11 protein-coding genes are annotated in these 20,374 nt (G+C 37.4%); 2 read left to right on the top strand and 9 right to left on the bottom strand.

All coding sequences use genetic code 11. From position 1 onward, the window contains the following. Nucleotides 1-8 precede the first annotated feature (8 nt). From DUT70_RS05790 to DUT70_RS05800, 3 genes are read right to left on the bottom strand one after another with little or no spacing between them, the layout of a single operon-like run. The gene (locus tag DUT70_RS05790) at nucleotides 9-3,467 is read right to left on the bottom strand and encodes a DUF6443 domain-containing protein (RefSeq protein ID WP_113646305.1); all 3,459 of its coding nucleotides are present in this window, start codon (nucleotides 3,465-3,467) and stop codon (nucleotides 9-11) included. Between the two features lie 2 nt (nucleotides 3,468-3,469). Further along, nucleotides 3,470-7,162: a hypothetical protein gene (locus DUT70_RS05795; RefSeq protein ID WP_128353307.1), complete on the bottom strand. Its 3,693-nt coding sequence runs from the start codon at nucleotides 7,160-7,162 to the stop codon at nucleotides 3,470-3,472. Nucleotides 7,163-7,190: 28 nt separating this feature from the next. Further along, nucleotides 7,191-8,333, bottom strand: coding sequence for a hypothetical protein (locus DUT70_RS05800; protein ID WP_113646307.1), 1,143 nt, complete (start codon nucleotides 8,331-8,333; stop codon nucleotides 7,191-7,193). Nucleotides 8,334-8,801: 468 nt separating this feature from the next. Between DUT70_RS05800 and DUT70_RS05805 the strand changes: the two genes are divergently transcribed. Then, the gene (locus DUT70_RS05805) at nucleotides 8,802-9,269 is read left to right on the top strand and encodes a hypothetical protein (protein ID WP_113646308.1); all 468 of its coding nucleotides are present in this window, start codon (nucleotides 8,802-8,804) and stop codon (nucleotides 9,267-9,269) included. A 119-nt stretch (nucleotides 9,270-9,388) separates the two neighbouring features. Continuing rightward, nucleotides 9,389-9,841: a hypothetical protein gene (locus DUT70_RS05810; protein ID WP_128353308.1), complete on the top strand. Its 453-nt coding sequence runs from the start codon at nucleotides 9,389-9,391 to the stop codon at nucleotides 9,839-9,841. Nucleotides 9,842-10,048: 207 nt separating this feature from the next. Here DUT70_RS05810 and DUT70_RS05815 read toward each other — a convergent pair whose 3' ends face one another. The 6 genes from DUT70_RS05815 to DUT70_RS05840 form a co-directional block, all read right to left on the bottom strand. Further along, a complete protein-coding gene (locus tag DUT70_RS05815; protein WP_128353309.1) occupies nucleotides 10,049-10,723 on the bottom strand; it encodes a hypothetical protein in 675 nt (224 codons plus the stop codon). Between the two features lie 293 nt (nucleotides 10,724-11,016). Continuing rightward, nucleotides 11,017-11,817, bottom strand: coding sequence for a DUF4350 domain-containing protein (locus tag DUT70_RS05820; protein ID WP_113646311.1), 801 nt, complete (start codon nucleotides 11,815-11,817; stop codon nucleotides 11,017-11,019). A gap of 40 nt (nucleotides 11,818-11,857) precedes the next feature. Further along, nucleotides 11,858-12,874, bottom strand: a complete 1,017-nt coding sequence (locus tag DUT70_RS05825) for a LacI family DNA-binding transcriptional regulator (RefSeq protein WP_162926572.1) — start codon at nucleotides 12,872-12,874, stop codon at nucleotides 11,858-11,860. Between the two features lie 56 nt (nucleotides 12,875-12,930). Further along, on the bottom strand, nucleotides 12,931-16,998 hold the full coding sequence (locus DUT70_RS05830; protein ID WP_113646313.1) for a hybrid sensor histidine kinase/response regulator transcription factor: 4,068 nt from the start codon (nucleotides 16,996-16,998) through the stop codon (nucleotides 12,931-12,933). 107 nt (nucleotides 16,999-17,105) lie between these two features. Then, entirely contained in the window at nucleotides 17,106-18,743 is a 1,638-nt protein-coding gene (locus tag DUT70_RS05835; RefSeq protein ID WP_113646314.1) for a T9SS type A sorting domain-containing protein, read from the bottom strand. Between the two features lie 223 nt (nucleotides 18,744-18,966). Further along, nucleotides 18,967-20,352 (bottom strand): sulfatase family protein, encoded by a 1,386-nt coding sequence (locus DUT70_RS05840; protein WP_113646315.1) that lies wholly within the window; start codon nucleotides 20,350-20,352, stop codon nucleotides 18,967-18,969. Nucleotides 20,353-20,374: the final 22 nt, after the last annotated feature.

Consider the following 20,374-nt stretch of genomic DNA (forward strand, 5'->3'; position numbering starts at 1 on the left):
TACATAATCTATTGTTCTATTTCACTAGAATTTTGACGTCTAACTTTCCAAAAAAGATTCATCAAATCAAAATATTCTTTACTTAAATAATAATCATTAGTTACTTCAGTTTTTTTGTTATTCTCTTCTTTATTTGCATTAGAGCTTTTATCCTGCTTTTTAGTATCATCTAATTTACCATCTTCAGTTTCATTTATTGGTCTGTAAAATCCATAAAAATCAGAGTCTCTATATTGCTTAGCGGAAGCAAAATTTGGGTTTTCTTGAGCTAATTTTTTATTGCCTCGAGCATGAATCATTTTAAACTTACCATTTTTCCCTACAGCACTTACAATACCAACATGACCATCCCACAATGCGACATCACCAACTTGAGGTAAATTTGAATGAACAAACTTCTTTTTATTGTTAAAAAAAGTTTTCATACTTCCTGTATTTTGATCTAAAATGTCTTTAGTGACACCATCAGCGGCTAAAACTCGATTGACAAATTCCGAACAATCTTTGCAAGACAAATCAGCTGGGCTTAATCCTGTTCTTAGTTTACCCGTTTCCTGTGCATAAGAGGCACCTGTCATAGCTCTTGCAGCTTTTACTCGATCTCCCGGCCCTTCACCGTTTATATCAATAAATCTTAACGGATTATTAATAGCATAACTATATGGCGAAAACATCCTAGCCTCTTCTGCTCTAATGTCAGAAACAATAAAGCGTCCTACGACAGCATCATAGAACCTTGCTCCATAATCATACTGTTCCAGTTCATTTTGCAATTCCTTGCCGTTGTAAAGATAGTTATTATACAAGCCAATGGGACTACCAGCGGATTTCCTCATACCAAATGGATAATAATTATCTTCTTGTAATCGTCGCAAAGTACCATTATTTACATCAAAAGTATAACGAACATTACTTAAATGATCTTTAAGGTCGTATCGATAGATGTAATCATTACCACTTTTAAAAATCATTCCTTCTTCAGTTTGAATAAGCTCTATGGCATTATTGGTATATTGTATACCTGCTACATAATCTGTATTTGTAGTAGTTGACCCAGCATAAACTTTCCTTAGTTTTCTACCTGTGGCGTCGTACACGTAATTAATAGAAGCACCAGTTTTGCTAGCACTAACGGGGAGATTTAAATAATTATAAGTAATGGCAAACCCCATTTTACCATCAACTATGGCATTTCCATTTAAATCATATTCATAATCTACAGTGGTAATATTATCCACAGAAATTAATTTATTCGCGTTGTAGGTATAAGCATTAGCGCCATTACCATCCCTATTTAAGCTTAAAATATTGCCCATCACGTCATAGGTAATTTTCTCAGACATCACGATACCCGTGCTTTCCCCATTCGTCAATCTATTTAATCTATCATAGCCATATACAAATTCATTAGATAGATTAGTTGCTTTTCCCCAAGCTTGGCCAGAGATATTGCCATTATATTGTGGGCTGGTACCGTCTTCATATTTCAATTCCATACTAAACTGATCGCTGATGCTTTTTTTTAGCCAAGCACGTTCGTTGTAGTTGTAAACAGTAGACTGTAAGCCATTATGTAATTTCTTTTGTTGTAGCTGCCCCACTTCATTATACAATGCCTCGCTCAAATGTACCTCAGTACCAGCGTTAATGCGTTGATAGGTATTGATCTTCCTTCCTGCATGGTCATAAAGATAACGGTTCGCTATCGTAGTAGTTGTACCAGCGTTGCGGTGCTGTCTCTCCGTAGCTGCCAAGGTACCGTCAAAATTCCAAGTATTGGTGGTTTCATCATATTTATTAGTAGCCACCGTAGCACCTGCAAAATGTTGGGCATAGTTTTTTATCATTTTGCCTTTTTCGTCGTAATAATTGATACTCCACAACATATTGTTGCTGCCAGTAGTACCATCAAGTACTTTTATTTTGGTAGCAGTCAGCAAGCCTTTTGTTTTAGTACTGCCTCCATTAAATGCATAGGGGGTTCCTCCTGGTAATTCATAATCATCATAATAATTAAGGAGATGATAAGTATGAATATCTGACGCCAATGGTAATGTTACAGCTGTATATCCTGTTGTACTATTCGCCGTACTCCGTGTTTCAGCGAAAGCCGTTTGGTTATTTACGTTTATTTGAAGCGTAGTACGATTAGTATTTGAAGGATTACTCATTTCGGCATCCGCCGTTGTTTGAGATTGCTGATATAAACCACTTATGGCTAACCTACCCAGTTCATCATATTTGTTAAACAACCATTCTTGAGGTGTTTTATTCCTTTGCTGCGCATCTTGTGTAAACACTAACTGATCCAACTTATTATAAACCATAAATTCCCAACCTTTTCCAGGGATTTTCTTTTCTATTAATCTGTTACGATGATCATAACGGTATTGATAGCAAAAATCATCCAACAAATTTTGGGAAGGCACCGCATCATCAGGATTAGCTCCTGGAGGCAAAACAAAGCTTAAGTTACCAAAATCATCGTAAACGTAATAGGTACTTAAGGTTTGCAATATATTTTCATTACTGGCATTGGTAATACTGTTGTATTGTCTTTTTAAAATTACTCTGTCTTCTTTATCCTTATATTCCTCTACTGTTCCCGCCTTTAATAAAGTTTGACCACTACTCCAATTCTCATCCTTAGTAACGGTTACGTAAAGTTCACTGATGTCATAATATTTGGTGCTAGATAATGTTCGTTTATATTCGTTGGCGGTAGTAGAAGCTACAGTAGCATCATATGCCCTAACCGCATAAGTACCTGTAGCATCATTACATTGGTAATCAGCTCTTACAGAATGTCCGCTCTCTGGTTGCCAAGTTTGACCAGGAGCCCCCTGATTGAGTACCCTGCTTATTGGAGATGCCTCAAACAAGATTTGGCTGAAGGGAAACATTGTTTTTACAACATTGGCCGATGCTGATAAATTTTTAGCGGGATCATAAAAATCAGCTTGGGCATTCACATCTCCCTGCTTATAATTACCATAATCGGTATTGATATCTACGTAAGGCAAGTAAGTTTTAGCCTCCCTTCCCCTATTATCATAACGATTAAACGAAACAACGTCACGAAAACCAGGACTAGCTCTTACTGCTATAGTTTGTATCGGCCTACCCAAACCATCCAAATATTGTATTTGTTGGTTAATCTCGCAAACATTTTTAGTAGCAGGATCTATAGCGGCTTTAATGCCCTCTATTTTAAAATTACTAGTGAGGATATAATTTTTTGTTGGATCTGCCGCAGTTGATAAGGCTTCGCAACCTTGAGATGGACTATTAGAAATTTGAATAATTAGGTTAGTACCTCTAGGCACCACAAAACCTGGCAAAAGGGTAATACTACCAGTGGCAGTAAGCTTTGATTCGCCATTGTATTGGTTATAAGTTTTATGTTGTTGAGCTTTTGCGCTGCTAAAAAACAACGCTAAGGCAAATAAATAATATATTTTTTTCATGGCTATTGAGCGATAATGTAACCAGAACCTGTTAATAATTCGTAGACGTAATTGGTGGTAAACTGTTCATGAAAAACCCCGTCGCTAGTAGTCGATTCAATTTGATAAAACGTTACATTAGGGATGATAATACTATTGTTTCCTGCCAAAATTGTAATGGTATGGTTGGTTGTAGTCTCACTACTTGTACTATCCCAATCTCCTTCATAACCAAAATCATGTATATATACCTTAATAATTTTATAGTTAAGAGTTCTATTTACACCTGTGGTATATGGTAAAGTACATGCGGCATCCGCAAAAAGACTAATTTTGATATCATGGTTAACCTCCAGAAAATCATAATCCTCATGTACCGTTCTTTCATTAATGTAGGTCATTTTAGCATAAATCACTGATGGTAAGGGGCACCCACTTGTATTTAGGGTAGTAGATGAGCTCAATTGCGTCATGCCATAGGTTGGACTGTCTGGGTTGGCATCCTTTAATACTCTTGCTTGTAGTCCAGTATTTAACCCACCACTTTTAACACATTCATATAGGCCGGTGTCTTCTAAATCAGGCATCACGTCGATATCACGTGTTTGCGTGCAAGTCACATTTTGATTAGCATAGTTATAACAGATCGTTCTAACGAAATCTCGATTATGATCTCTTATACCATACAAACGTTGAAATACATCATATTCATAATAAGTGGCCACTCCCCTAGCATCTCTTTGACTGCGAACACCTATGTAAGGACGGTAGGTATAAGTATTTACTTGTGCGCTTTTTAATGATTGATGAGTCCTGAGCGGAGCTAAGAAATTATTAACTTCTGTGATGGTGGGGTTAAGTTGATCAAGAAATGCACTTACTGCCGCTTCGCCTCCCAAGGCAGTTTCTATAGTACTATAAGTAGCGTTATTAATTTTTGCGATAGGGAAAATTCCGCCATAGCCCCATACATAGGCAGTGTTGGTGTGTCCATCTAGTGTTTGACTTACTACATTTCCCTTTTTATCATAATCGTACTGTACCCTCGTTTCTAGTGGAGCCGTATCTTCCTTTTGTTGCTGTACGGTCGCGGGCAGGTAAAATGACGAATGGAAATTGGCGTAATTGGTAAGCCCTCTGGAAAGTTGCTTGTTGTCCTTTAATTGTACCTCCTCAATAGGCAATCCAATGATGTTTTTGCCCGTCATTCCATCATAAACACCGTTAGGATCTCGGTTTAGCGAAACCATGTCTTTTGTGTACCTAATTTTTTTAAGGATGACTTCCCCTTTGCTATCTGTAAATTTGTCTTCTATAACTAGTCTTTCATCATTATAGGTAAATTCTCGAACCTCCTTAACTGGGTTTTGTCCAAGCGAATTGTAGAGATAGGTGCTTTGCTTTACAGGTAGGTATGAATAGGTGTTTAAACGATAGGATATTCCCTCTACATAAAACCATGTATATCCCTCTTGTCCACATGGTTTCTTCTCACGCTTAAAGTCCATTGCTTTAACAAATGCCGTACTTTCATTAAGTGCAGCATAATCGGTTACTGTTTTCTTCACAGAAAGATTTGAAGCAGTCATTTCCTCTTGTTCAATAAGTTTGCCTCTTTTCTCTTTTGCCGAATTATTAGGCAAATACTCTAAATCCGTTAATTGGAGATTTACCAGTACTGATTCTGCATCTCCATCTAATCGGCCATTGTCGAAATTGCTATAAGTAAGCTTTGTATAGCTGTTATCTTTATTTTTCTCTATCACTTGCGTGTAGCCAACATGGGTACCATAGCTATTTGACGAATTGGGCATAAAAGCTTGCGAACTAAAAGAACTTCGCTGCGCAGAAGCATACGTAGAACTTGTACTGGTATAAGAAAGTGCAATAAGGTATTTAGGCTGTCCAGACAAAACACCAGACGATGGTAGCGCATTAATTTGGCTGGCGGTAAGCTGTGAGTTATAACCCGAAACATAGAAATATTCTTTTTCAATCGCTTCCGTAGGTCTATCGGGATCTATATTTACAATTTTCTTTACTCGTAACCCACCAGCCATGGTATTTGATACAGCTACCGGCGCAAGGCTTCGTTTAGAAGTCATTTTTTTGCCATAGTAATGCGGCTCATAGGTAAATTGGGTGTATCCGCCTGTAGGATAGGTGATTTTAGTCAATATACCCGCATATAGGTATTGTTCGTCAGGCTGTCTGTCTGCATAATAGTTAGCTGCGCCCGAATAGTTAAAAAGATTTCCCGTAAATGAAGTTCTACCGTTAAAAAATCCCCAATGATCAGTCTTACCAGAGAGGTATGGTGGTAATTCTTGGGACTCATCATAATCAAAAGCATATACCTGCTCTATATTTGTTGATTTCCCTTTTTCTCGGACAGATTTTAAACGAAGTCTTTCATTTGCCGAATTATCATACTGAAATGAAATGGTACGTAAGGTCACTCCATTTTGCTCAACGGTAATCTGATCTAATTTCTTCCATTTTAAACCTGCATAAGAAGAATATGGCTGATATTCTACATCTCCAGCACCTTCTGTATTATTTTTCCACGGAGAAAAAACATAATTAAGGTTATAATTAAACTTTGTATAATCATATCGCAATTCTGTAGTGGTAGATCTAGAAAATTTCAATTCTATATTTTTGCCCTTAATCTTAGAAAGATAAACGGGCCTAATTAATTTACCACTGAATAGATCATCGCTGGTAGGCGTTCTCAAATCGCAGGTACCTACAGTGAAAATTGGTTCAAAATTGATGGATACGTAGAGTTGGCTAATGTATTCGTAAATATTATCACCATCTCCACCCAGCGTTTTGGGTGCTTCATAGATAAAGTCAACCTCCTCACCTGTTGGTGAAGTTATTTTTACCAAGTACCAAGAGTTGGCAATCCAATGGTCTTGATGCTGTGTGGTAAAACCAATACTATATTCGATTGCATCGGTAGTTCCACCAAATTTATATTGCGTACCGTCTTCAGTAATAATGGTAAATCCAGAAAATGATTCAAAGTTCTTTTTTCCTGCCAACCGATGCAACATCCCTGTGCTCATGGGCACATTTAAAAAGGTGTTGTCAAAAACAACCTTTAAAGGGCGGTCGGATTTTACCTGCCATTGTCCCGCCTGATTAAGATAAAATTTACCAGAATATCCTGGAAAGCTGAAGCTAAATTCATCTGGCGCTAAATCATATCCTCCTCTAGGCAGAGGGCCGCTTTCTACTAAAGTTGCTTCAGCAGCGGTCAGCAAAGTGGTGGCTTGATTCCAAGTGTTCAAGAGGCTATTCCAATCTCCTGGATCCAACCTAGCGCGTAAAAAATAATAGCCATTTTTATTATTGGCTGCAACTTCACCCCAAGTTTGAAATTCATCTGGCAAGTTGTTCACTGTACGAGTAATCACCCCACCTGCAGAGAGGCTAAAATTCATACCTACCCATCCAGGGTGTTCATCGGGTCTAACGCCGCTGGCATCATAGTTTAATGCCAAAGGCACACTAATATTTTTTTCTTGAAGTGTATAAAGTGGCACGCTAATGTTGGGCACTCCGGTAAAATGATTAACCGAAGCATCCACATATTTTGCCATTTGAAATGCGTTAGGGCTTTGAAAATTCACAGGTTCTTTAGGAATTTGGCCATAAGCTGCACCGCACAGCCATAGCGCCATGCATATGAGAAAGAGCTTTTTCATCGTCATCAATTAAAAGGAAAGGGATAGATTAAGGTTTGTTCGTTAGGGTTTCACGAAGTTTCGCAATTTCTTTTTTCTGATCTTCAGATTCCTTTTTTAATGCAATTAGATAAAGTGTAAGCTCTTCTATTTTTTGTAATAGTTTTGTGTTGATATCACCAACAGCAATACCTTCTTTTTCGACAATTTTTGCGGAGGGGACGCCAGGCAAGTGACCGTTTTTATTAATATAAGCCTCTACTTCTTCTAAGCTTAGTAAGTTATAACCCTTTAGAAATACAAAATCTGGCCAATCTGCTTTTAGTTTTATCTTAACTTCTTCTGCAACCATACTGCCAGCTACAGCAAGCTTATAACCTTTTGCGTCATCTGTTCCTATGGAGATACTTCCATTAAAAGACTTATTTCCATTAATTACTTCATTTCCACTTTTATGTACATATAGATAATCACTGCTTCGCAAATAATTTACAAAATTGACGTTGTTTGTTCCCGTACCATCTCCCCAGGTATTAGTGGTAACACCAGGTCCAGAGCCAAGAATTTCGTTTACACTATCGAAATCGCTTACGCTTTCTGTTAAACTTTTCTGATACAGGTATCCTCCAGTTGGGGAAATGAGGTTAGTTCTCATTTTTTTCCCTGTAATGGCATTAAATGTGGTATTATTATCGGTTATCCCGAAAGCAAAAGCATGTTCTACCTGATCAATACCTGTATCACTACCAAATTTCAATACTACCATGTCATAGTTTTGGATGTTAAATACATTAGAACTCAAATTATCGAAATAATTAGTGTTGCTAATTCTCAAATCCAGTTTTTGATCTGATGGATCAGTATCTTCAGCATAATTGGCATCGGTTGGCGCTACACGCAACACAATGGTAGTACCTGCTCTTAAGGAGCTCCAAAAGGCAATATTTCTAAATTGAATTCTCCCCCCAGCATCAGTAAAAGCTGTAGCATTAACAGCACCTCCACTAAAATCCTTTACAATTAAGTTTCTTAAATCTGGCTTGTCTGTTACTACCAATAATTCTACGATATCATTCTGACCTGCAGGCGAGGTTGTTCCAGAATTATAAAGTTTATTAATTACAATGTTTTGTGCATAGCTCAAGGAAAAACATAAGCTTCCTAAGAGCGTCAAGAATAATTTAGATTTCATTAAAATGAGATTTAGATGGTTATTTTATCTTAAGACTTCTGAAGTGACCTAAAGGACCGAAAAAATTACTGTTTCTCATCCGTGTTTTTTAACCGTTCCCTAAAATCGCAGCGGCAACTCACTAGAATTGAACAGAGCAGATTTATAGAAAGCATTAAGCCAGATATTAGGGTTGATAATTCTCTTTCGACTTTCCTTCAATATTATATTCCTACAGTTTGTTGGCATGAACAACACCACCTTGGCTACTAAGTTATTCGTAGTGTACGACGTAAAAAACACTAGTGATGTGATATTCAAAAAAATTCTATTAGCCTAAAACTACTATATTAGCCTAAAATACCTATTCAAATGTTTGCAGAATTCATTTATAGGCCGATTTCAGGCGAGTATAAAGAAAAACACTTTGGTAATATTTCATCTGATAACTCCTGGGTTAAGTTTACTAATGATTAGGGAGAAGAATGGGTGGGTTCATTTCAAAGAGGCTGGTTAGATGCTTCCTTCTTCATTAAGCCATTAAATAAACATGAAAAGGCCTTTGTGGTAGTTGGTGGTTCAGCATACCTCATTGATCTTAATACGAAAGAACAGCTCAATACTATAGAAATTTCAGAAATTAAAAGCGCTATAGTAGATGAAACACAGCGTTACATTTACTATTCAAACGGTTACGATTTATGGTTCATTGATATTTATGGTGTTGAAACTTGTTTATTTGAATATAATCAACACGAAGATTTTAAACTAACTGGTATATCGAACAATAAACTCTATGCAACCTGTTTTCTCTATACAGACAATAGCAAGCAATTTCATATTGAAATAGATTTGATTACAAAGCGAGTACATAAGCTTGATAATGATAAACAACCAGTGGAAAGTAAAACGACACAAAATGTAATTAAGGCAAAACCATGGTGGAAATTATGGTAGACAATTGTACCACAAAGCGTTCATCGTTCTTTTCTATGTAGAGCATGCCCATACTACATTAACGCTTTCCCTAAAGCAAGAAATGTTAACTTAGCAAGCACCTGTTAAAAAGCGTATCAATGATTAAGAAAAGAATATTTAGGTACTGGTTTGTCAATATCCTGATGACCCTTGCCTTATTTATAGCCTACAGAATAGTAATTGCCGAGTCTGAACCAGCTGGCAGCACTTGGATAGAGAAGTTCTTATTCATGCTAGATGTGATCTTAAATCTCGGCTTCTCCCTTTTCTATCTTTTAGTGATGATAGTGGCCTCTTTGGCCATTTTCTTTAATCAAATTGCAAAAATCAGGAACAATGGTTACCTATCCTCTTTAACATTTCTGGCGGTGCCTTTGGTTGGTGTGCTTATTTTAGCGGTAAAAGTATCGATAGATGTTTACACACACAGTCCCAATATCCTTAGTACCGTCCTTACTTTTTCCATCCTGTATCTGTTAGGAAACACCATAACCTTTTTAAGCTTCAGAAAAAGCATGAAGAAACTTCAAGAGGCTACACCTCAGCCTTAAAACACCAGCTAACCAACAGCTGCTTAAAACAATCCAAAACCTCAAAATCACAATCGTGAAACAGCTTTCACAGGCTTTCGTCGAGACATTAAGCACAAACACCGATACCTTATTGCTGTACCCCAAACAATACCTACCTTTATACCCGAGAGCGTTAATTTAGATGAGATGGGGTATCCTTTATGGATGCCTCGTCTTTTTTATAAGCTACATTAAGGAAATGAGGTTTTCTAGTCCCTGATCTTTCTTTACTCGGTTATATTTTTCTCGGAGTTCATGTAAAAGCTCCCTTTTATGATCAAAAATATTTTCCTCTGAGATGATCGTTTTCACCACAACAATACTTCCAAAGGTCGACCCAAAACAATAACCTTGCTCTACTACACCTACAAAGCTTGTTTCTTCATGCATTGTAAACTTAAACTCTTCACACAGTTCTTCCTGCTCACCGTCATCAAACACTTTGTAAAGCATCCAAGATTTGGTAAAATACAAATGAATCAACTGCTTGTTCGAAAGCTTATCATCTTTAACAATACGTTCTCGGTAACGTTTAAAGAAATGTGGCGGATAAATTAAGATAGTTGCATCATCTATTATAAGACCAGCAGCATAAGTACCTTCAGGTCTATCATAAATCCCATAAATGTTAAAAAAGGGCAACTTTGCATCCCCCCTTTTTTGGGCGACCAAAGTTAGGATAAAAAGATTTTTTCTTCGTCCAGTTTTTAACTCATAAGAGGCAGAACAAGGGAAACGACTTGCCTTTAATACCTTTCTTCTAAATTCTTTTTTACAATTAGATATTCTTAAAAGCAACGATGGCAGGTCTTTAAAGAGCTCCATATAGATCTCTTGTAAAGTCATGGTATTGACTATCATAGGCTATTTTTCTTAGGTGGATGATTGTAATTCTAAAATAAGAAATAATCATGATTTGAAAAATAGCCTATAGCAATTACAGCCATTTCAACTAATAGCTGATGTGATTAAGCTTGCGAAAACACTGTTACGTCGGGCCAGCATTAGTAGAAGAACCAGTTAACCTTTTTTTGGACAACTATTTGACTGAAGCTGCTCGAACCATCTTTATCCAACGGCATCAATCTGATGTAAATTGGCTTACTAGAAATTGCTGCTTTTCCCAGTCACTTCCAACATGTTCATTTATTTTATTAACGTCCTTTTTTTCTGCTATGATTAATCAACCAAGCCGCTACATCATTTGCGGCCTTATCATTTTCAAATCTTGCGGGTAAACGTCCATTAGTATATTCGTTATAAAGCCAAGGATCTCCAACGGCCAACACCATCCCCTTCCCATATTTTGAAATCACCATCGCATTCTTTCCGTCATTGGTTTTTAAAAGTGCCTTTGCAGAATGTTGAATAGCAATAGAGGCGGCATTTTTAATGAAAATGTAATTACTTGTTTTAAATAGAGGTTCATTTGCCGTCCTTAATCCTCCATCATCAAAATGATCGTCGTCTTTTACATGCAGGATGAGATCGTTATTAAAAGTAAATCCGAACTTGGATGCCAATAAATTAAAATGCTTTAGGTCTGCATTTTGTTCGTCATTTCCCATCAACAACAAAACTCCGCCAGCCTTTACCCACTCTGCAATTACATTTGCGTCGTTTTCTTTCATATAATTGGGCTCAGGATTATCATTCAGGTGATCTGGATCTACGATGATAAAAACATCTGTGCCTTTTAAATTTGCGGCAGTTGGAGCTGAGCTAAGTGTTTTAAGTGATTTAGCACCATTTTTTTTGAAGGCTTCACCAAAAATCGAGAAACCAGTCATTGCCGTATCGTTCCACAAATAATGAAAGTCGACGTTTTTACCAACTATATTTTTTGTCAGCTCATGGTTATAGTAATTATCTATCGTTACAACTTGCCCAATGGCAGATAGTTTTGCAAGTACAAAAACACAGGCGATAATTAATTTTTTACGAGTAAGATTCATTTTGATTATTATTAAGTTATGATGGTATGGTGGTTAAAATTTATACGGCTTCTTGTACTTCTACATCATCAGCAATCAGTATAGTGGGCAGATAAATTGTTTCAAAATCATCTTTTCCGCCACGTTTGATCAGCGCCATTAACTGCTTGGAAGCCAATTCACCCATCTGATAAGCTGGTTGACGAATAATTGTGGGACTACCTGGTAAAACCTCGGCCAAGTCACTATTGCAAAAACCAACTAAGGGTATTTTTATACCAAGCCTATGGAGTACTTTTACAGCGGCGGTTGTGAATGAGTCTGTGGTTGTAAATATCGCATCTACTTTTTTTTCTAGAACTAAGTTAGCTAAGAAAATCGTTCTTAAATATTCTTCTAATAACTTTGGATCCGAAGCATCACATTCTTCAACAATGCAATGGTGACTTAGATCGCTCTGCATAGCGACTAAAAAACCATTTACTCTTTGGCTGCTTAACAATACATCCTGTTTGCATCCAATAATTAGCACGCTTTTTAGGCCACGTTCAAGCATTTCATTGCCAGCAGCATAAGCGCCATTAAAATTATCTACCGCAACCTGATGTGTTTTTAATTGTTCGCTAATCCTGTCAAATAAAACAATCGGCATACCTTGGTTTTGTAATACCGATAAATAACTCAGATCTGTACTGTTAAAACTAGGCGAAATCAATAAGCCATCGATACCGTAATCAGCTAATTGTCTTACACAATTCTGCTCAGTTTTAAAGCAGCCACGGCTCTGCATCATCATAAATTGATAGCCAACAGTGTTGCAGTAATCGTGAATACCATTGAGCAACTGTGTGATGAAAGCATTGTCAATAGAACAAATTACAACGCCAATCGTGTTGGTCCTTCCTTCTTTAAGTCCTTTGGCAAATCGATTAACCGTAAAGTGCTTTTCTGCAGCATAATTTACCACACGCTTTTTAGTTTCGGCACTGATCTGATAATTGTCAGACAAAGCTCTAGATACTGTTGAAATAGACAGGTTAAGATCTTCAGCAATTTGACGGAGGGTTATTTTCTTCATACTCATATGGTGTTAATGGAACTTGGAAATAATTTCAAGATCCTGAACACTTTGTTTTACGCTTGATTGTCTCCTGTTACTTCTAATCTATTTAAATACTCTGTAGGCATACATCCATAATACTGTTTAAATGCGGTAGAAAAATAGGAAGGCGAATTGAAACCGCACATATAGGCTATTTGTGCAATGGTGTAGCGCTTAGATTTCATCAGCTCTACGGCCTTGTTAAAACGGATGCGTTTTAAGAAATCTGTAGCAGACTCTCCTGTAATTGCTTTTAGCTTTAAATAGAGATTGGAACGACTCATTCCTATTTCTCTACTAAATTTATCTACCGAAAATTCAGAATCTGAAAGATGTAATTCAATGATCGAAATGGCTTCTCTTAAAAACTCTTCGTCCAAGGTGTTAAAAGCTATATTTTCGGGAACAATTTCCTTGTTGGCTTGGTAATATTCCTTTAACCGTTTGCGTGACCGTAACAGATTATTAACTTTTGCCGCTAATAAATCTGTTGAAAAAGGCTTCGTTACATAATCATCTGCCCCCATTTCCAATCCTTTTAACTGTTGTTCTGTTTCGGTTTTAGCGGTTAAAAGAATGAAAGGGATATGGGAGGTGTTGATATTTTGCTTTACCCTTTTGCAAAAGTTTAGTCCGTCTATCTCTGGCATCATCACATCACTAATGATGAGGTCAAACTGCTGATGTTCTAACATTTCTAACGCCTTTTTACCATCGTATGCTACATTTACATCATAGGTTTCGCTAAAGTAGTCCTGCAGGTAATTTACAATTTCCAAGTTATCGTCTACCACTAGTAATTTAATGCTTTTATCACTTGTAGTAGGGGTAAAATGATCATCTTCTACTTTATCATTTTGATTCTCTACGCCATCTGGCACTATAGAAAGCTCATAAACCTTGTTTTGTACAGGCAGGTCATTGAGATAATAAGAGTCGGCAATGGGCAACTCAACGGTAAAAACACTTCCTTGATTTGGCTGGCTCTCAACCGATATTTTTCCGTGGTGTAACATCACTAAGCTTTTTGTAAAAGCTAAGCCAACTCCCGAGCCCAAATTCACCTCTTTACCACTTACTTGATAGAAACGGTCAAACACCTTCGTTAAATCTTCTTCATGAATGCCAATTCCAGTATCAGTTACCTTCATGGTCACATGATCACCTTTTCTAAAAACGTCAATACTGATGCTTTGACCATTTTGCGTGTACTTGAAAGCATTAGATAGGAGATTGAATAATATTTTCTCTACTGCATCACTATCAAAATTGAATAGTAGCCTGGCTTCGTTAGCATGATAGGTGTATTGGATATTGTTTTTATCTGCTAGCGGCTTAAAAGATTCATAGATTTCATGCACAAAACTAATCAGGTCTTTACGGCCCACTTTTAGCTGACGTGTACCCATTTCAGTTTTCCTAAACTCAAAAAGCTGATCGACCAGGTTATACAACCTTTTTGCATTGGTCAACATTAACTCGTGCTTTTTATGGATGGTTTTATCTAGCTGAGTATTTTTGGTAAGTTCTTCTAGCGGGGCTAAAATTAATGTCAATGGTGTACGTAGCTCGTGGGAAACGTTGGTAAAGAAATCCATTTTCACTTTGTTAATGTAACTCACCCTCTCCTTATCTACACGTTCAAGCTTTAGCTGATGCAATGTTCTAATTCTTTCTTTTATGATTTTATAGGCGAAGTATCCCGCTGTTAGCAACACAACCGCCAATAACAAATAAAACCAAAAGGTATTATACCAAGGCGCAAGTATTACAATTTCCAACTGCCGTTCTGCACTTACTTCTCCATTTGGTCCTTCGGCTTTTACCAATAGTTTGTATTTTCCTGAAGGAAGATTACTGTAACTAATCTTGGGATCGTCGGTACGTTGCCATGTGGCGTCAAATCCGTCTAATTTATAAAAGTAGTGCGTACGGTTGGTAGCAATGTAATTGAAGGAGTTAATGAAAATACTGAATTGCTTGTAATCTGAAGAAAATCTCAATGCTTGGGCCTGATCGATATGGTTGTCTAGAATATCAGTACCATCATCTGGAGATACTTTTTTATTGAATACCTCTAGCCCAGTAAAACTAAGCTTAAGTGGCAGCGAGCGTTGTTTGATAGCATTAGGATAAAAATAGGAAATGCCTTTTATCCCCCCAAAAAGCATCATACCATCTTTTGCTTTACAAAAAGAATACTCGTTGAATTGGTTGTTTTGCAAACCATCTGCTTCATAAAAGGATTGGCTATGTTTAGTATCTGGATTAAACCGCACTAGTCCCCTATTGGTAGAAATCCAAAGGTTACCTTCTTCATCAGGTAAAATGCCATATATGGTTCCTTGGATAAAGTCCTTCCGATGTGTGAAAGTCAAAAAAGACCGCTTTACTTCATCATACAATGCCAAACCACCCCGTGTTCCAACCCAAATCCTCTTTTTTTGATCTTCTACAATACAATTTACGGCATCTTCTTTTAACGAATTGTCTTCGATGTTACCAAACAACAAATTATCAGCATAAAATTGAGATACGCCATTGGTGGTTCCAATCCACATCCTATGGCTACTGTCTTCAAAAAGATAGGTAATTTCATCAGCATTTAAACGTTTACCTGCCCTATCTAAATGGATATGAGCGAAAGTTTGGGTTTGCGGCAAAAATTGATCGAGCCCAGACCTAGTCCCTACCCAAATCCGCCCTTTGTGATCTTTTAGCACACTATAAACCAAGTCTCCAGAAATACTATTGGGATCATTAGGTTGGTGTAAAAAACGTTTAACATTGCCTGTTTTGGGATCAAGGATATTTAAGCCGCCGTTATGCGTACCAATCAATACGTGATCTTGATGATCAAAAGCGATAGACTTTATATTATTGGAGCTAAGCGTATTTGAATTACCTTCCTTAAAAGAATAACGGCTGATGGATTGATTGGACCTATTCCAATAATTTAGTCCTTTATCATTGGTTCCAATCCAAAAATTACCAGATTTATCCTCTTTAATGGCACTTATAACTTCATCGCTAAGTGATAATCGACCTGCGTTTTGTCCAAGTGAATTAAATTTAATATCGTTTTTATGATAATAGCTTATTCCAGCATAGAATGTACCCAGCCACATTCCATTTTGCTTATCCCTATAAATATAGCGCACCGAATTTTGTCCGATAGTATAAGGCTGCGAAATTTGATGGTAATGGTTTTCGAAAGCTAAAGTTTTGGTATTTAAGATTGATAAACCGTTAAAAGTGCCCAACCAGATATTTCCATCTGCATCCTCAGTAATGGTCCGTATATTATTATCTGACACACTATTTTTCCCCTGTGCATGCGTAAATCGACTGATTTGACCAGTTCCTTGGTGACGCCTGATCAAGCCATATCCCTCGGTAGCAATCCATAAGTGCTGACGATCAATATAAACGTCACTCACAAAGGGCCTTGCCACGCCAAGATCCAGTTTTGACAGTGCCCGTCCCTTTTCCTTAAGCATAAAGAGGCCCACATCTGTACCAAAAAGCAAGTTGTTTTTCCAATTGCCCACATAAGAAATCTTCTTAATTCCATTAGCTAAGGTATTCAAGTCAACAGCTACAAACTGATCTTTTCCATTCGCTAACCGAAAAATATCTCCTGAGATGGAAACTGCCCAAATATTTTTCTGAGTATCTTCTGTAATTGAGGAAATATACCATTCGCCTAAACTTTTCGGAAGCTTATAATTAACGAAGTTATCTTTCTTATAATCGTATCTACTTATTCCCTGGTTTCCACCCACCCACAATCCGCCTTTTGCATCTAAATACAAACTTCGGATATAGTAAGATTGCAGACTGCTTTGCTCATTTTTAACTGGACTGTAAACTTTAAAATCTCTTCCATTGTAGCGGTTAAGTCCGTCTTGCGTACCTATCCAAATAAAACCGAGCGTGTCTTGTACAATGGTAAATCCAGTACTTTGAGAAAGGCCTTTATCTACTGAAATATTTCTGAAATTTCGACTTTGCGCAACAACCTCTCCAAACTGAAGAAACCCAAAGCATAAGCAGGCGAAGAATATAAGCAGACGAGAAATACCAGCAGAGTTTTTCATTAACGATTATCTAAATTACACCTCATTACAATATACCGATATTATTTACTTCGAGTACCTTTTATCAAATTGCAAAGGCCAATTTTTCTATCAGCTTTTGCAAGGATCTAGTTTCTTACAAATTTCTTATTTTCCGAGATATTATCTCCTGAAACTTTCAAGATAAAAATACCTGTATTCAAATTTATTGGAATTTGTATCTCATTATTTCCAATGTTCACGTTTGCCGTCGTTTTAGCCATTACCTTTCCATTCATATCTACTACAGAGAAGGAAACATTCTTCACAGCATTTAAGGCTTTTATCTGTGCAATTACACCACTGGCATTACTGTTTACGGTAAGTGTTGTATTCAACAACTTAACATCTACAACTACTGGATCAAAAGTTTCAGCATTACCATTGTTATCTACCTGCTTTAATTGATAATAATTAGCTCCTGCAGCCGCATTAAAGTGCGTAAAATTATAATTTGCACCAGTTGGCGAAGTGGTAGGTCTTATGCCAATGGTAGTAAAATCTTTTCCATTTGTAGCATGCAATAGTTGAAACTCTTTACTGTTGGTTTCACTTGCTGTAGCCCAATTTAATGAAACGCTATTACCTATTGCTTTACCAGAAAGGTTTTTAGAAAGAGTTACTGGAAGGGTTACTGTACTACCTGGTGTAAACGCTACTCCCCTAAAACCAGATCCAGTAGGTGAGGTTGCAAGAATGGTAACTGTGGCATTGGCATTTGATATGGCTGCATTATAAACGGTATTATCCACAATCTTAAGCAAGCTATTTGTGGTGTTGTTTGAAGTGACACCATATAGCGTAACTTTACCTGCCTCTAGTCTTCCAGATAAGCTCCTAAAGCCATTATCAGTAGCTGTTGTGGTATTTCCATCTATCTTTCCAGCTGCAGTCCAACTTGCACCATTATCTGTAGAATAATATTTAAAAATACCATCAGCTGCTGTTGCGGTATTGGCTGCAACAGCCACGTACATGATTTTATTTGCCCCAAGATGAAAAATCACAAAGTCATGCGCATTATTTACTGTAAAGGTACTAGCAATAGTTGCTGCTGCTGTAGGCATTTCTGTATCAAAACTACTTACACCCGAAGTAACCTGACTTGTGGCATATAATTTACCCTCATAAATTTTAACATCAATTGTATTTAGAGAGTTGATTACCGTTGGTGAAGTTAAAGTTCCTGATGTAGGATTATAAACCGAATATTTGATACCAGAACCGTGGCCAGCTAAATAAACACCATAGGTACCACCACTTAAAGCATAAGCCAAAGCTGAACGGTTAACGTTCGTTCCACTATGGGCATCAGTAGTGATCTTGGTTGCTGTTCTGGAAGCATTGATCGCAACAAAGGTTCTGTTTAAAGCTCCTGCTGCAAACAATTCGGTTGTAGCTGGCGTAGTGCTAGGCAAAGTATTATAGCCATAAAGCGTTAGCAACTGATTATCCGTAGAAAGATTTAAGTAAGCAGTTGCCTGGTTGCTTGCAGAGCCATAAGGCAAATAGAAATCGTTACCACTACCTGTGTTAGAGATATTGGTAGAAGAGACAACAGCCCCACCAGAAGCTGCATACTCTTCTAAGCTAACTGTGGCTACCCTACCATAGCCCGATAGGCTAGTTAGCTTTAGTACCACCACATTATCTGCGGTGAGGTTTTGAGCTTTTGCCTGTAGTAATGCCATTGCAAAAGCGAAACAAGTAAGTAAAGTTTTTCTCATGTAAGATTTAATTATGGTTAAAAAGAAATTCCTTGAAAAACCTCGAAAGGCTTTAACCTAAAATTATAAGCTTACCTACAATAAGAGTTTTGAATTTGATTAAATCTCATTCAATTTGGTTGAATGAGATTTAAAACAAGCTTTACGTTAGTAAAATCGTTGTATACACGAAGTAAATCTTTATTTCCTAAGGTGTGTATTTGCTTTTAAAAGCAATACACAATTACAATGCTTTTGCAAAATTATCACCATTGGTGTTACACCATTTTTTCAAATAAGTACGCATTTGAATTAGCTTCTTTTTGTGCGTAGCACTAACAGCTAGATTGGTTATTTCACCAGGATCTTTGACCAAATCGAATAGCTGTTCCCTGATATTACCTTTGTCGTAAACGATGTACTTAAAGTCTTTTGTAATTACTGCTCTGCCATTAATGCCCAACAACTCTTCGTTATCTGCAAAAGCAGTTTCAATCACCAGCGTATCCCGAAGGTTTTTACTTGGGTTGGCAATTTTCTTGCTAATGTCTACCCCTTTCAAAGTACGAGGTCTTTCTATTCCAGCAAATCCACAAATGGTTGGAATAATATCCGTACCATTACAAACAAGCATATCGTCCACACGCGGTTTCCACTGTCCTAGTTTGGAGATGATAAAAGGTACTTTTGCGGACTCTTCATAAAGCACTTGCTTTTGGTTCCAGCTATGTCCAGCATAACCATCACCGTGGTCGGCAGTAAAAATAATGATGGTATTTTTTTCTACGCCGTATTTCTTTAGGGAAGCCAACACCATTGCTATGTAGTTATCCACTTTCTCTACCAAACGATTATAGGCCCAACGATATTGCCGCCATTGATCGGCTGTCCAGTCAACACTTGGATAAGTACGAAAGCTCACTTTCTGCTGTTTCCTAATCATTTCTGGCTCATGTGCTGGCTTTTTCCAATTGGCTGGTAGTTGAGGACATAAGTGAGCAGGTGGCGCATCTTCCAATACATCCATTTTTAGGGTCTCACCCCTAGCCCATTCGCATATATCATGTGGATTTAAAAATGAAGCGACCAATAAGAAAGGATTGCTTTTGTTTTCTTTAATAAAACGGGCACAATAAGCAGGTGTTCCTGCATCGTTATAATCTAAAAAATTGGTATTCTGTATAAATTCGAAACCGTGCTGGCTCACCTTAGCGGCAGGTACTGGCAAATGCCACTTACCTACATAGCCTGTTTTGTATCCGCCATTCTGGAAAATCTTGCCCATCATTAATAAGCTGTCTGGCCATTGTCCGTCTTTCTCTGGTGCATTACCAACAAAGCCAGTTTCAGATGGCATTTTACCACTAAAGATAGCTGTACGTGATGGCGTGCATAGGGGTTGTGCACAATAAGCTTTGTTAAAACGCACACCGTTAGCAGCCAGTTTATCCATAGCAGGCGTGCGCAAGTCTTTATTTCCCGCATTACTCATGGCGTCAGCGGTGTGCTGATCTGTCATAATGATTAGGATATTCGGCCTTTCTGGCTGCTGTCCTTTCACATTAACAGCTAGTGCTATTAGTAAAAAACAAATCGCTAATCGTAATTTACATCTAACGGTTACCTGCATATTTTTATTTATTGATATTTAA

This window comes from Pedobacter chitinilyticus, assembly GCF_003313385.1.
Classification (GTDB): domain Bacteria; phylum Bacteroidota; class Bacteroidia; order Sphingobacteriales; family Sphingobacteriaceae; genus Pedobacter; species Pedobacter chitinilyticus.

Excerpts from the sequence above, each read along its gene's own strand:
- DUT70_RS05790 (WP_113646305.1), bottom strand. The coding sequence starts at position 3,467 with ATGAAAAAAATATATTATTTATTTGCCTTAGCGTTGTTTTTTAGCAGC.
- DUT70_RS05795 (WP_128353307.1), bottom strand. The coding sequence starts at position 7,162 with ATGAAAAAGCTCTTTCTCATATGCATGGCGCTATGGCTGTGCGGTGCA.
- DUT70_RS05800 (WP_113646307.1), bottom strand. The coding sequence starts at position 8,333 with ATGAAATCTAAATTATTCTTGACGCTCTTAGGAAGCTTATGTTTTTCC.
- DUT70_RS05810 (WP_128353308.1), top strand. The coding sequence starts at position 9,389 with ATGATTAAGAAAAGAATATTTAGGTACTGGTTTGTCAATATCCTGATG.
- DUT70_RS05815 (WP_128353309.1), bottom strand. The coding sequence starts at position 10,723 with ATGATAGTCAATACCATGACTTTACAAGAGATCTATATGGAGCTCTTT.
- DUT70_RS05820 (WP_113646311.1), bottom strand. The coding sequence starts at position 11,817 with ATGAATCTTACTCGTAAAAAATTAATTATCGCCTGTGTTTTTGTACTT.
- DUT70_RS05825 (WP_162926572.1), bottom strand. The coding sequence starts at position 12,874 with ATGAAGAAAATAACCCTCCGTCAAATTGCTGAAGATCTTAACCTGTCT.
- DUT70_RS05830 (WP_113646313.1), bottom strand. The coding sequence starts at position 16,998 with ATGAAAAACTCTGCTGGTATTTCTCGTCTGCTTATATTCTTCGCCTGC.
- DUT70_RS05835 (WP_113646314.1), bottom strand. The coding sequence starts at position 18,743 with ATGAGAAAAACTTTACTTACTTGTTTCGCTTTTGCAATGGCATTACTA.
- DUT70_RS05840 (WP_113646315.1), bottom strand. The coding sequence starts at position 20,352 with ATGCAGGTAACCGTTAGATGTAAATTACGATTAGCGATTTGTTTTTTA.